Annotated in this window: 10 protein-coding genes and 1 pseudogene; 3 read left to right on the forward strand and 8 right to left on the reverse strand. The window is 40.9% G+C overall.

Going from position 1 to position 14,388, the window contains the following annotated elements:
* Positions 1 to 156: 156 nt before the first annotated feature.
* The 3 genes from Q7674_RS12825 to Q7674_RS12835 all read right to left on the reverse strand — a co-directional run bounded on the left by Q7674_RS12825 (position 157) and on the right by Q7674_RS12835 (position 3,496).
* Complete coding sequence (locus tag Q7674_RS12825) at positions 157 to 1,839, reverse strand: aspartate:alanine antiporter (protein ID WP_305423919.1); 1,683 nt, start codon at positions 1,837 to 1,839, stop codon at positions 157 to 159.
* Positions 1,840 to 2,109: 270 nt separating this feature from the next.
* Positions 2,110 to 2,373 (reverse strand): GrxA family glutaredoxin, encoded by a 264-nt coding sequence (locus Q7674_RS12830; RefSeq protein WP_008986743.1) that lies wholly within the window; start codon positions 2,371 to 2,373, stop codon positions 2,110 to 2,112.
* Between the two features lie 169 nt (positions 2,374 to 2,542).
* Entirely contained in the window at positions 2,543 to 3,496 is a 954-nt protein-coding gene (locus Q7674_RS12835) for a porin (protein ID WP_008986744.1), read from the reverse strand.
* A gap of 335 nt (positions 3,497 to 3,831) precedes the next feature.
* Between Q7674_RS12835 and Q7674_RS12840 the strand changes: the two genes are divergently transcribed.
* Both Q7674_RS12840 and Q7674_RS12845 read left to right on the forward strand, forming a co-directional pair.
* Positions 3,832 to 5,013, forward strand: a complete 1,182-nt coding sequence (locus Q7674_RS12840; RefSeq protein ID WP_045063010.1) for an iron-containing alcohol dehydrogenase — start codon at positions 3,832 to 3,834, stop codon at positions 5,011 to 5,013.
* Positions 5,014 to 5,508: 495 nt separating this feature from the next.
* A complete protein-coding gene (locus Q7674_RS12845) occupies positions 5,509 to 6,099 on the forward strand; it encodes an acetate uptake transporter (RefSeq protein ID WP_008986746.1) in 591 nt (196 codons plus the stop codon).
* A 130-nt stretch (positions 6,100 to 6,229) separates the two neighbouring features.
* Here Q7674_RS12845 and Q7674_RS12850 read toward each other — a convergent pair whose 3' ends face one another.
* The 5 genes and pseudogenes from Q7674_RS12850 to pabB all read right to left on the reverse strand — a co-directional run bounded on the left by Q7674_RS12850 (position 6,230) and on the right by pabB (position 12,566).
* Positions 6,230 to 7,111, reverse strand: a complete 882-nt coding sequence (locus tag Q7674_RS12850) for a helix-turn-helix transcriptional regulator (RefSeq protein WP_045063011.1) — start codon at positions 7,109 to 7,111, stop codon at positions 6,230 to 6,232.
* 360 nt (positions 7,112 to 7,471) lie between these two features.
* Positions 7,472 to 8,833, reverse strand: coding sequence for an L-serine ammonia-lyase (locus Q7674_RS12855; protein WP_008986748.1), 1,362 nt, complete (start codon positions 8,831 to 8,833; stop codon positions 7,472 to 7,474).
* A 239-nt stretch (positions 8,834 to 9,072) separates the two neighbouring features.
* Positions 9,073 to 10,326 (reverse strand): annotated as a pseudogene (locus Q7674_RS12860) (aromatic amino acid transport family protein).
* Positions 10,327 to 10,512: 186 nt separating this feature from the next.
* A complete protein-coding gene (locus Q7674_RS12865) occupies positions 10,513 to 11,121 on the reverse strand; it encodes a CoA pyrophosphatase (RefSeq protein ID WP_045063012.1) in 609 nt (202 codons plus the stop codon).
* 47 nt (positions 11,122 to 11,168) lie between these two features.
* On the reverse strand, positions 11,169 to 12,566 hold the full coding sequence (pabB, locus tag Q7674_RS12870; protein WP_305423923.1) for an aminodeoxychorismate synthase component I: 1,398 nt from the start codon (positions 12,564 to 12,566) through the stop codon (positions 11,169 to 11,171).
* A gap of 173 nt (positions 12,567 to 12,739) precedes the next feature.
* On the opposite strand from pabB, the gene Q7674_RS12875 reads away from it, so the two are divergent.
* On the forward strand, positions 12,740 to 14,254 hold the full coding sequence (locus Q7674_RS12875) for a fumarate hydratase (protein WP_305423925.1): 1,515 nt from the start codon (positions 12,740 to 12,742) through the stop codon (positions 14,252 to 14,254).
* Positions 14,255 to 14,388 lie beyond the last annotated feature (134 nt).

The following is a 14,388-nucleotide window of genomic DNA, read 5'->3' on the forward strand; positions in this document are numbered from 1 at the left end:
TGTATTAAGCTGCTTTGAGTTATCAATCCTAAGGGGTAATTAATAACAAATTAACGCTATGAGGGTTAGTGTAGGTATCTTGACTGAATAGGGGCTGACTCATGAGATAACTCATTTACCAGCCCCTATAATTTTGACAGGGTTAATGATTCAAGATCACTTCAATATGATAATCAATGTACCTGCAATGGTAAGTAATACGTTAGCAATAGCATAAGTACCTGCGTAACCTAATGCTGGGATCGTACTACGTGCGTGAGCGTTAATCATATCCATTGCTGGCGCACAGGTACGCGCACCAATGATGGCACCAAACAATAATGCACGGTTCATTTTCAGTACATAAGCACCGAATAGATACGCAAGTACAACAGGAATAATACTTACCATTAAACTGGTGACAAATACGGTTAAACCTATGTGTTCAATGGATGCAAATAGATTCGAACCTGCACTTAAACCAATTCCTACCATAAAGACCATCAAACCAAGATCCTTGGTCATATTCAGTGCTCCTTGCGGAACATAACCGAAAGTAGGGTGGTTAGCACGTAAGAAACCAAGTGTAATACCTGCAATAAGAAGGCCAGCCGCACTACCTAAACCAAAGGCAATATGACCAAACTTCATGGTGATCAAACCCAGTAGCAAGCCAATAATAAAGAAACAACAGAATGCTAATAGATCGGCAATTTGACTGTGGATCGAGATGAAACCAATGCGCTCAGCGAGACCATGCACACGACTCTTTTCACCACTGACTTGCAGAATATCCCCTTTGTTTAGCAAGATATTGTGATCCATCGGCATTTCGATCTGTGCACGAACTACACGGTTTAGGAAACAGCCGTATTCAGACAGGTTAAGCTCTGATAAGCGTTTACCTGCAATACTGTCGTTTTTCACCACGATTTCTTCTTCAATAACACGAAGATCAAGTAAGTCGCGGTCGAATACTTCTTTACCGTTACGGAAACTTGGGTCAAGACGCGCATGGCTATCAGGATAGCCCACTAATGCTATCTCATCGCCTTCTTGTAAAATCGCATCACCGTCAGGGTTCGCTAAGATACCGTTACGACGAACACGCTCAATGTAGCAACCTGTTTGGCGGTAGATACCCAATTCACGTAGATTGCGTCCATCAATCCAGTTAATTAGCTCTGGACCGACACGGTAAGCACGGATAATTGGTAGGTAAACTTTACGTTGTGCAACTTCACCGATACCACGTTCACGGGCGATCTGTTGTGATGATTCCGCAAGGTTTTGCTTTTGTAGTGTCGGCATTAATTTAGCGAGAAAGATCAAGCTAACAAGACCAACCAAGTAAGACATCGCGTAACCAACACTTAAGCTCTCTGTTAATTGCTTAATAATAGTGGGATCGCTAATACCAGAAAGCCCTGTGTTTAATGCATCTTTTGCACCCACAAGCACAGGTGTTGCTGTTAATGAACCCGCCATTAAACCCGTAGCTAAGCCAATATCCATATGAAGATAATGTGCCATAGTCATGGTAATAGCGATTGAAGATAGTAGAACAACAAGCGCTAGTAATAGGTAGTGTTTACCGTCCCGAAAGAAGATACCGAAAAAGTTTGGGCTAGCCTCAATACCTACACAGAAGATAAACAGCATAAAGCCGATATTTAGTGCATCTGTATCAAAGGTAAATCCAGCATTACCGAACAAAAGTGCGGTAACTAAAACGCCAATTGAATTACCTAAGCTCATCTTTGCAAAGCGTAATTTGCCAATACTTAAACCAACGGCAAGTACAACAAAGAGTAATAAAATATCGTTTTGGTGTAGAAGCGCTGCTACATCAATGTTCACAACAGAATTTCCGACAATAAAGTGGTAGTAAAAGTAGTCAAATTCTAGCTGATTTTTTCTAATGGTTATAGCGCATATTCCAAAAAAACATTGAAAACTAGCGTTAATATCTTCTGATTTAATGTCTTTTATTTTTTAAAAGAGAACAGCTGATAAAACAGGTTACTATACGTTAAAAATACTGTTCATTTAGGTTGAGTAAACGTGATAACTGAAAGGCAAAAATAAAAAAGGCCGAACAATGTCGGCCTTTTAAAAGATAAGTCTTGCTTATTGGAACAGTAGGTTATGTTCTTTTGAGTACGCTTCAAATTCAGTACAACCACCAATATGCTCTTGGTCAACGAAGATCTGAGGTACTGTTTCAACAGGTTTACCAACGGTTTTTTCTAGATCAGCTTTGCTGATACCTTCAGCATGAATATCAACGTAACGGAAATTAAAATCATCACGTTCAGCTTTAATCTTTTCTGCTAATTCCTTAGCACGTACACAGAATGGGCAACCTGGGCGACCAAAAATTACTACGAACATAAAATCTCTCCTGCAAAATTATGGTTGTACTATAGCGTGAGTTTATAAATAGAGAAAGAGGGTTTTACCTGTTAGAGCAATAGATAAAATCGATGAAAGACAGTGATAGCGAAAAATAAAAAAGCCAAGCGTAACAGCTTGGCTTTTTAGCGTATTTCAATATCGATGATTAGAAGTCGTAGCGAATACCTACTTGTAGTTCGTCATCTTCACCATCAATTTGGTTAAATAGGTAACCTGCGTATGTGCGTAGGTTTTTATTGAATTTGTAGATACCTTCTAATACGAAGTAATCTACATCATCTGTTTTAACGCCAGCTTCTTCTGATTGCTTAAAGTTGTATGCAGCTTGAGCAATGAACTTATCCATCTTAAATGCAGTTGCAAGCTCGTAACCTGTTAGATCGGTGTTACCTTTTTCACCGCTTGCATAAGTAGCACCAGCGTAGAAGTTATTGAACTCGTAGCTTGCTGCTAGGTTATACTGGTTTGCGTCAACGTCAGTACCGTCTTGACCATTAACATAACCTGCACCTAACGATAGACCAAATGGGAATGCGTATTGGGCTGCAATACCGTAGCTATCTGAATCTTTTTCTGCATCGTTGTTTTCAGCAATGTAGTTTGCAGCAACGGTGAAGTTGTTAAACTCACCTGCGTATAAGAAGTTATTTTCACGCTTATCTTTGTTGCCATCAACAAGGTCAACACCGTCGCCACCAAATGTAGCAAGGATATCAGTGTAGTCTGTTAGCATTACTTGCGCAGAATCTTGCTTACCGTAAGAGAAAGCGCCCGCTTGAGTATCGAAACCAGCATATACGTAGCGGCTCTTAACTGTAGTATCGCTGCTGTCTGAAATTTCAGCTTCATATTTACCGAAAGCTGTTACGTCATCAGTAATTTTCGCTTTACCTTTTAGGTTGATACGCGCACGGCTTTTATCTTTAAACGCGTTACCAGTACCATCATCACCTTTGTTTGCGTCTGAAATATTAAAACGTGCTTCAGCTCGGCCGCCAATACTTAGTGATTTACTATCATCTTCGTAAACAGTTGCTGCATTCGCTGTACCTGCTACGAGTGACGCTAAAATTGCTGATGCCAATACTGCTTTTTTCATTTTTTATTCCCCTAGAAATAATGTAATTCGGGCTTCTGTGCCTCTTGATTGGCAGCAGATTAGTGCAGCAATGTTAAAGTTTCGTGTAAGTAAAAAGTTACTTTTATTACATATATCAATGAGATAAATGTGTGTATTTTGTGAGCTGGTACGTATTATGGAAAAAGCTATATTTGATAACAGGAAAAGCTTGTTTTAGGTCAATACCTAGATGAAGTTACTAGATAACGTAAGTTTGCAACGGTGGGATTAAATTAATTATTTTGTTAATAAAATTTGCTTTTTAGCGCTAAGTTTCTGATTGCTTAAATAATCGCAATATAGGGAAGGGCTGTATGTTTCAATTTATGACATCAACGAGAATTGTTTTTGGTGAAGGGGCGTTGCAGGAGTCATTGTCTCTTTTGAATCAATTTGGTTATTGCGTCTTGTTGGTGACAGGTCGTGATGATGAACGTTCAAAGCCATTAGAAACCTATTTTAAGCAACAGAACATGCGTTATCAGCGTGTTGCTATTTTGGGTGAGCCATTAATCGCAACTGTAGAAGAACTTGCTGTGATGGGGCGGAAATTTCGTCCTGATATGATCATCGGTATTGGTGGTGGTAGCGTGATTGATGTGGCGAAATCATTGGCTGCGATGATCCCCAATCAAGGCTGTGTCTATGACTATGTTGATGTCGTTGGTCGAAACGTACCGCTTCAAGTTAAGCCTTTACCCATGATTGCAATACCGACCACCGCAGGTACTGGTGCAGAAGTGAGTAAAAGTGCCGTTCTTCAATCTGCGCAAGAGCAAGTTAAAGTGAATTTGAGTAGTTTAGAGTTGTTTCCCGATCTCGCGATTATTGATCCCACATTAAGCTATGGTATGGATCCAATTATTTCAGGCTACTGTGGTTTAGATGCGTTAACTCATTTAATTGAAGCCTATGTTTGTGGAGAGCCTAATCCGTTAACTGACATGATCTGTGAAGAGGGAATACGCAGAGTCAGTGGTGCATTATTTACTGCGTGTTTAGATGATCACTTACTATCACGAAGTGACATGGCATTTGCGGCAATGCTGGGTGGAATGGCTCGAACTAATGCAAAACTTGGTGCGGCACATGGTTTAGCATCTGCGCTTTCCGGTCGTTTAAAAGCACCTCATGGTTTAATTACCGCAAGGTTGTCTCCTTATGTAATGAGAGAAAATATCAATGTGGCGCTAGAGGTCGGGCGTAATGACGTACTAAGCCGTTATCGTAAAGTGGCAACTTTGCTTACGGGTGACGATATTGCAGATATTGAGCAGGGGATTGATTGGGTGGTGGACGCGATTGAAAAACTCAATCTACCAACATTATCTGAGTTTGGGTTATGTAATACCTTATTTGAGATAGTGGCTGATGATGCATTGCGCAGTCATGCCATAAAGGGAAATCCATTGCCGTTAACTCAGTTACGTTTGATCAATATTTTACAGCAGGTATGCCATTGTCATCGTGATACAGATGAGCTGTATATTGAGTAAATTTAGTTGGAGTAGGGTGTTCGTTTTTTGCACATTTTGCAATTTAATCGCTTTTAGGCATAAAAGTGGTTTAGATAGCTATTTTAAAGGCTAAAAACAAAAAAAATTACAATTTATCTTACAAATATCCACTTTTTCTCTGCTTAATATTGACGTGCATGCGTAAAAAAGAAGTGATTGTAACATGAATTTTTATTTGTATGACTTTTTTGATTTTATTTTAATCAATGGCTTAAGTGCTTTATTGGTTGATTAAATGGTTAATACGCAATAGTTATTCATATTTTTACGTTTCCTAACAAATTTCGGTCCTTGTTATTATCTGTAATCTTTACAAAATCGAATTCTTTCCAAAGATTTTTTATTTTGTTGCTGTTTTTGTCGTTTTTACGTTGATCTGGCTCGCTGCATTGATTAGAATTCGCCGCGCATTTCGCATGCAACCACATTTTAATCTTTATCACTTTTGTTGAATTACTCCTGCAGGGAAATTAGATGTCTACGAAATTAGCTAACCCAGCGCCACTTGGCTTGATGGGTTTCGGTATGACTACCGTTCTTTTAAACATTCATAACGCTGGATTCTTTCCATTAGATTCAATGATCCTTGCTATGGGTATTTTCTACGGTGGTTTAGGTCAAGTTCTTGTAGGCATGATGTGCTTTAAGCGTGGTGACACGTTCGGTACAACAGCATTTACTTCTTACGGTCTGTTTTGGCTAACGCTTGTTGGTCTAATTGCAATGCCTAAGATGGGCTTTGCTGCAAGCCCTGCACACTTCATGGGCTGGTACCTAGCACTTTGGGGTGTATTCACTGCATTTATGTTCGTAGGTTCACTACGCTACCCACGTGCTAAGCAAGTAGTATTCGGTTCACTAACGATCCTATTCTTCCTATTAGCAGCGCGTGATTTCACAGGTAATGCAACTATTGGTTTCATCGCTGGTATCGAAGGTATCTTCTGTGGCGCAAGCGCAATTTACTTTGCTATGGCACAGGTACTAAACGCTGAGTACGGTCGTACAATTCTACCAATCGGTGAATTGAAGAAAGAGCAAGCAAGTCTAAAAGCTGCTGCTTAATCTTAAAATATTAAGAATTGAAGAGCCTCGTTGAAAAACGAGGCTTTTTTATATCTGGAATTCGCCTCTATCAGATATAAAAAAACCTCGCGATAGTATGGCGAGGTTTTGTGTATGTGAAACTTATTAATTAACAGCAAGATTGTGTAATTTGCACATTTGGCTTATAGGTAAAATTACCATCAGTATTCACATCATTCTCTCTACGAGATGTCGTTCTAAATTGTGATGGGGTAATACCGTATTTACGCTTAAATGCATCACAAAAATAAGCGGCACTACCAAAGCCTGAACGATTACCTATTTGAGAAATAGAATAGTTGGAGAACGTTAGGTAATTCAATGCAAGTCCCATACGGACATCAAGTAACAACTGGCTAAATGAAACACCTTCTTTGGCTAAATGGCGACGCAATGTGGATTGGGTCGTAAATAATGCTTTAGCCATATCATCAACACTCCACTTGCGCTGAGGATCTTGCGTAATTAAACGAGCAATCGTGCGCTCTTTTGGCTCATCATAGTTAAAGCGGTAAACATTAAATACATCGATACCTGCTTCATTGAGTGCCATTAAGATAAAGGTTAAACACTGGTTTAATAGTGTTTTTTCCATTGTGGAGCCACAAATTGAAGGCAACAACTTATTAAATAGGGCAAAGTTTTGCTCTACTACATCAGGTGTTTCAATTGTGTACACTGGTGAACAACTGGCTGTCGGGAATGTTGGTTGCTTCAATGCACTGATATATTTGAATGCTTCAGTGATTGACTCTTCATCGATCATTAACAATTGTAGTTCAATGTTTTCTTGGCTATTAAGTTGGTTAATAGAACATGAAATATGACTAAACTTTGGCACTACAAACGTACTATTATTTTTTAATTCAATAGCATGACCGTTAATATGAACATCGCCTTGGACATTAGATAATTTTACAATTAAGTGATGGTCGACATAAAACTCTTTCAAAACCACGTGGCTTTGAGAGAGGATACGCTTATATTTCATAGCAATACTGCTTCTCTAAAAGTGGAAATAAATCCTTCATTACACACCAAAATTAGGCGACCGTTCTAAGAGTATAGCCATTCTAAAGAGGAATATATTGGGATGGCTTTACAAGCGTCTGAGTATAGGACTAAACGAAACGGATGGATAGTTGAAAATTGGCTAACACGTGTTATCAATCACATTGATTATCCGATTCTAAATTAAATGACCGTAAATCGACATTAATTTGTATTATGAATTAATCAAAAAGAAAAATTCCTTAAGAGAATGCTTTGATAAGTATTGGGATAAGGGAAATTAGAGATAAAAAAAGCTGCCATGTTAGGCAGCTTTTTGAAAGATAAGCTTAATGCTAAATTAGCAAATTACTTTAATTGCTAGACCGCCTTGTGATGTTTCACGGTACTTAGCATTCATGTCTTTACCTGTTTCAAGCATAGTTTCGATAACTTTATCTAGCGAAACGCGAGGATCAGATGAACGACGTAGTGCCATGCGAGATGCGTTGATTGCTTTAACTGCAGCAATACCGTTACGCTCGATACATGGAACCTGAACTTGACCAGCAACTGGGTCACACGTTAGACCTAGGTTGTGCTCCATAGCGATTTCAGCAGCCATACATACTTGCTCTGGGCTACCACCCATAAGCTCAGCAAGACCTGCAGCAGCCATAGAACATGCTACGCCCACTTCGCCCTGACAACCAACTTCTGCACCAGAGATAGATGCGTTACGCTTGTATAGACCACCAACAGCACCAGATGCTGCGAAGTAACGTGTGTACTCTTTAGGGCCAACAGACTGAACAAACTTATCGTAGTAAGCCAGTACAGCAGGGATGATGCCACATGCGCCGTTTGTTGGTGCAGTTACAACACGACCACCTGCTGCGTTTTCTTCGTTTACAGCGAAAGCAAACATGTTCACCCAATCAACCACAGTCATTGGATCGTTGCTTAGTTTTTCAGATGTCATTAGTTGTTGACGAAGTGCTGCTGCACGACGTGGAACACGTAGAGGACCCGGTAGGATACCTTCTTCGTTCATACCACGTTCCATACAATCACGCATTGTTTTCCAGATGTTAGCAAAGTAGTTGCTGATCTCATCTTCTGCGTTCATTGCACGTTCGTTAGCCATCACTAGAGAGCTAATTGATAGGCCATGTTCTTTACATTGTTCAACAAGCTCAGAAGCGTAGTTGAATGGGTAAGGAACAACAACTTTAGATTCTTGTGCTTTACCGAAGTTTTCTTCATCAACAATGAAACCACCACCGATAGAGTAGTAAGTTTTAGAGAAGATCTTCTCGTCACCAATCCATGCATGAATAGACATACCATTCTCATGCAGTTCAAGGTTAGTTGTGTGGAAGTTCATGCCGCCATCACGAGGGAAATCAACAGTGTGGCAGTGCATACCAACAGGTAGGCGCTCTGTTTCTTCAACGCGCGCGATAAAACCTGGAATACTGTCAATATCAACATGCTCAGGGCTGTTACCTGCAAGACCCATAATGATAGCGATATCAGTATGGTGACCTTTACCAGTAAGAGAAAGAGAGCCGTATACGTCAACAGTAATCTTAGTTACGTCACGTAATTTACCCATAGAGCGCAGATCATCGATGAACTCTTTACCTGCTTTCATTGGACCGACAGTATGTGAACTGGAAGGGCCCACACCGATTTTGTAAATATCAAAAACACTGATCATGTTATTACCTCAGTCGGGGGAAGCGGTTCTTGCCTCCGGCCAAGACTGTATGCGTTTTATAACTCGCCCCTTCCTTGGCGAGCGTACTTAAAAAAGTAAGAGCAGAACCTATAAAGCATCCTGCTCTTAATTATCGTATAGATTAAGTCTATTGTACCAGAACGCTATACCTTTTCTTACCTTTTATGCTTCAAAAAAGAAGTATTTTTCTGTCGGTATAGCGTCTGATTATCAAGCGATTAGAATGCGCCGTAGATCACTGATGTAATTGCTGCGATACCACACAGAGCGGTGAAAATACGTGCTGCTACAGAAGTCTTGTATTTCGCCATTGCTGGTACTTTTTGCATCGCAACTACTGGCATTAGGAACAGAATTGCAGCAATCATTGGTGCGCCCATTGTTTCAATCATGCCAAGGATACTTGGGTTGATGATTGCAACGATCCATGTAGTGATAACGATGAATGCTAGAGACAGTTTTTCAATCTTGCTTACAGGCATGCTGCTGCGAGACTTAGCTAGACCAACAAGACCTTCATGTGCACCTAGGAAGTGACCGAAGTAGCTTGATGTGATAGCAGCGAAAGCAACTAGTGGACCTAAGTAAGAGATTGCTGGTGAATCTTTAACGTTCGCTAAGTAAGAAAGAACAGAGATGTTTTGCTCTTTCGCCATGTTTAGTTGCTCTGGAGACATAGATAGTACAACAGAGAACACGAAGAACATAACAAAGCCCATTAGCATCATTGCTGCGCCGCCAGTGATCATGTCAGTTTTCTTCACTGCATCTTCACCGTAAACGTGACGTTGTTCTTTTGCAAACTGGCTAATGATTGGGCTGTGGTTGAAAGAGAACACGATGATTGGGATTGCTAGCCATACAACAGCTGGCATAGAAGACCAATCTGGTGTTACAGACATCATTGATGTGTTCCAGTCAGGAATTAGGTAGATAGATAGCGCTAGTAGGATAAATACTAGAGGGTAAACCATTGCTGACGTTGCTTTTAGCATCAGCTCTTTACCAAATACTACACCTGCAGTCATCAGTGCGATCAATACGCCTGATAGTAACCAACGTGGAATTGATTCCATGCCTAGCTGGTTAACCATGAAAGAGTCAACGGTGTTAGTAATACCTACGCCGTAAATAAGAACGATAGGGTAGATAGCGAAGAAGTAAGCAAAAGTAATTAAGTTTGCACCTGCTTTACCGTAGTGCTCTTCAACCGTGTCTGTAATATCAGCATTTGGGTTTTTCGCTGAAAGAACAAAACGCGCTAGGCCTTTGTGAGCAAGCCAAGTCATTGGTGCTGCAATTAGCGCCAAAATAACAAGTGACTAGAAACCGCCCGCACCTGCTTTAATTGGAAGGAATAGAACACCAGCACCTACGGCTGTACCGAATAGTGATAATGCCCATGTGAAATCTTTGTAAGTCCAACGTGTTTTAGCTGCACCAGTTTTCACTGCAGTTGATGTGTTTTGCATTTTTTGTCATCCAAAAAAAGGGAACGGAACGGAACGTTGTTTTAGGAACACGTGCATTTTCGTTATTTATGGCGGGAATACAATGATAAAGATCTCGTTATGTAATCCATTTTATTTGTGGTACAAAATAAAAAGACATCGATCACAGTTTAAGATTTGGCAGGAGCTAAAAAAACAGCTAAACGACTACAAATTATCATCCCAAATTTGGTCTGAAAGCAGCTTAATCATTTGGGCTGTGGCACCCCATATTGGATAGCCTTCATAAGGGATGTTGTAGACGTGATGATTTTTGCCATTGATAAGAAATTTATGCTGACGAATATTATCAGGATTTAGCAGATGATTGAGTGGTGCTTCAAAGATCATATCCACTTCATTTGGGTCTGGAATGGCGATGTAATCTGGGTTAATAGTGGCAATAAAAGGCGTCACCATATAACCACTTACGGTAGGTAAAGCTGGCAAATTACCTAGCACATCATGACGGTGACAGATGATATTGGTTTCTTCAAATGTTTCACGAAGTGCGGTACTGATCAAATCACTGTCAGTCGGTTCAAAACGTCCCCCTGGAAAAGCAATTTGTCCAGGGTGATGTTTTAAGTGCTCTGCTCGTCGTGTTAGCACCACATGAAAGCCATTATTTCGACGCACCAGAAGGATAAGTACAGCAGCTTGTTTAAAGGGATGAGATGCATTCCAATGCTGGCGAATACGATCTTCATGACTTTGATCGTATTGCAGACTTGGTGCAAGAATAAATCGACTTAAAATTTGCTGCTGTTCAACCATAAAACCTCTTGGCTTAAATATTAATGTGATGTATTTATCAATACCTCTTATAAGACTGGCAGAATTTTGCTCAATTTGTCGAGAGTTTCTTGATATTCGCTATCAGCATCACTGTCTGCCACGATACCACCGCCAGCCCAAGCATGGATTTTTTGCTCATTTGCCACCAGTGTTCGAATCGTAATACTGGTATCCATTGCGCCACAACGGCTGATATAGCCAATACTGCCACAATAAATACTTCGGCGATGTGGTTCTAACTCTTCAATGATTTCCATTGCTCGCACTTTGGGTGCGCCTGTAATTGAACCGCCAGGGAAACAGGCTTTCAACAAATCTGTGGCACTGTGTTCAGTGCCTAATTCACCGATTACAGTGCTTACAAGGTGATGAACTGCTGGAAAACTTTCAATTGCAAACAGGTGAGGCACTCTTACTGTCCCCGGCGCTGCCACACGACCAATATCATTACGCAGTAAATCCACAATCATTAAGTTTTCTGCGCGATCTTTATTTGCCTGTTGTAGTGCAAGGGCATTTTCTTTGTCTTGTGCTTCATCGTTACTACGAGGGCGTGTGCCCTTAATTGGCTTAGTTTCAATTTGTCCATTACGCAATTGCAAAAAGCGCTCTGGCGATACAGACAAAATGGCGCCTTGGTGTAAGCGAATGAAACCAGAGAATGGCGCGCCATTTTCGGCTTCAAGGGCAAGGTAGGCTTGCCATTCATCACCTTCATAATTAGCTGTAAAACGCTGGGCTAAGTTAATTTGGTAGCAATCGCCAGACAGTAAATACTCTTGAATATTGTTAAATTTGTTACGGTAGCTATCACGGGTCATGTTCGACGACCATGATGATGTTAATGAAAAGCTATGAGCAGTTGTTGGCTCTGTTGCTTTTTGCGTATGAGCAAAAGCGGTTTGATGCTGTTCTAGCCATGCTTTACGTTGTCCATTTTTAGGCTCAACTAATGTCACAGTTTGCTTTTTATGATCAACGATCAATGCCCAATCATAAATGCCAAGCGCTAAATCTGGCAGTGGAATATCGTGCTCAGCCAGCGTGGCAATTTGCTCTACTTGGCGACCTAAATCATAACTAAAGTAGCCCAGTGCACCGCCAATAAAAGGAAGATCGTCAATTGGGCTAAGTGCAGGTAATAATTGCTGTTGTAGTGATTGCACTTCTGCAAATGGATCGGCAGTGTTGGTTTTTACTTCGCCATTGGCATAAGTGATGGTGTTAGTGTCACTTTCTGACTCGATAGTGGCTAAAGGATCGGCAACCACAATGTCAAAACGGTTATCGGGATGATTTTCTGCGGCTGAGCGTAATATCATAGCCCATGGCAAACCAGAGAGTGGTGCAAACCATGTTAATGCAGCGTCTTTTGAATAGACGAGAGATGTAATGCTTAATTCTGGATGTGATTTACAAATCATTTTCTTTTTTGTGACAAGGGTTTGATTGGCGCGTAGCGCAATAATAAGTGCAAGAGTATCATATTCGGCGAAAGACGCCCAAAGATGAACATAGACTTAACGTGTACATCCCCCTACAAAATTGGAAGAATACTCCGGGCGCCATGGAATGATATTACTCAACGAGGGCAACTATGACAGTCATCCGTAAAGAAGATGTGATTAGTAGTGTGGCTGATGCATTACAATATATCTCTTATTACCACCCACTGGATTTCGTGCAAGCTTTAGAAAAAGCCTATAACAAAGAGCAAAGCCAAGCCGCAAAAGATGCGATCGCACAGATCTTAATTAACTCTCGTATGTCTGCCGAAGGACATCGTCCAATTTGCCAAGACACAGGTATTGTTACCTGTTTCGTGAAAATTGGTATGAACGTGCAGTGGGATAGCGATCTGACTGTGCAAGAAATGATAGATGAAGGTGTCCGTCAAGGTTACACCAATCAAGATAACCCATTGCGTGCCTCTGTGGTGGCAGAACCTGCTGGTCGTCGTATTAATACTAAAGATAATGCGCCTGCTGTGGTACACATTGATATGGTACCGGGTGACAAGGTTGAAATTCAGATTGCAGCAAAAGGCGGCGGCTCTGAAAACAAAACTAAAATGGTGATGCTAAACCCATCTGACGATATTGCTGAGTGGGTAGAAAAAACAGTACCACTGATGGGCGCGGGTTGGTGTCCACCGGGTATGTTAGGCATTGGTATTGGCGGTACAGCAGAAAAAGCAGCAGTACTTGCAAAAGAGTCGCTAATGGAATCGATTGATATCCATGATCTGAAAGAGCGTGGCGCACAAAATACTGAAGAAGCATTGCGTTTAGATATTTTTGAACGTGTTAACAAGCTAGGTATTGGTGCACAAGGGCTTGGTGGTTTAACAACAGTGCTTGATGTGAAAATCAAAACAGCACCAACACATGCTGCATCTAAGCAGGTTTGTATGATCCCGAACTGCGCAGCAACTCGTCATGTTCATTTCACACTAGATGGCACAGGCCCTGCGGAGCTTACACCACCTAAACTGGCTGATTTACCAGAAGTGACATGGGAAGTGGGTGACAACGTTCGTCGCGTTAACCTCGACACTATCACTAAGGCTGACGTTCAAGAGTGGAAGTCAGGCGAAACAGTACTGTTATCAGGCAAGATCTTAACCGGTCGTGATGCTGCTCATAAGCGCATTCAAGAAATGCTGAAAAATGGTGAAGGTTTACCTGATGGTGTCGATTTTAATGGTCGTTTCATCTATTACGTTGGCCCTGTTGATGCGGTAGGTGATGAAGTTGTAGGTCCTGCAGGTCCAACGACATCAACGCGTATGGATAAATTTACCGACATGATGTTAGGCGAAACAGGCTTAATGGGGATGATTGGTAAAGCCGAGCGTGGTCCTGCTGCAATTGAATCTATTAAAGAGCATAAAGCGGTTTACCTAATGGCTGTCGGTGGTGCAGCGTACCTTGTTGCGAAAGCGATCAAGAAAGCACGTGTTGTTGCGTTTGAAGATTTAGGTATGGAAGCGATTTACGAATTTGAAGTGGAAGATATGCCTGTAACGGTAGCCGTTGATTCAAATGGTGTGAATGCACACCAAACGGGTCCTGATACGTGGCGTGTTAATATTGCTGAAATGGAAAATTAATCTATTTCTTATTCATGAACTAAAAAGGAGCCTTGTGCTCCTTTTTTTATTTATTTAATAAAACAACAGCTTGGACTGTGACTTTGTCGCTATTTTAATGAATGAAACGAGAATGTTAAAAAATAAACATCTAT

It is taken from the genome of Photobacterium leiognathi, assembly GCF_030685535.1.
In the GTDB taxonomy this organism is placed as follows: domain Bacteria; phylum Pseudomonadota; class Gammaproteobacteria; order Enterobacterales; family Vibrionaceae; genus Photobacterium; species Photobacterium leiognathi.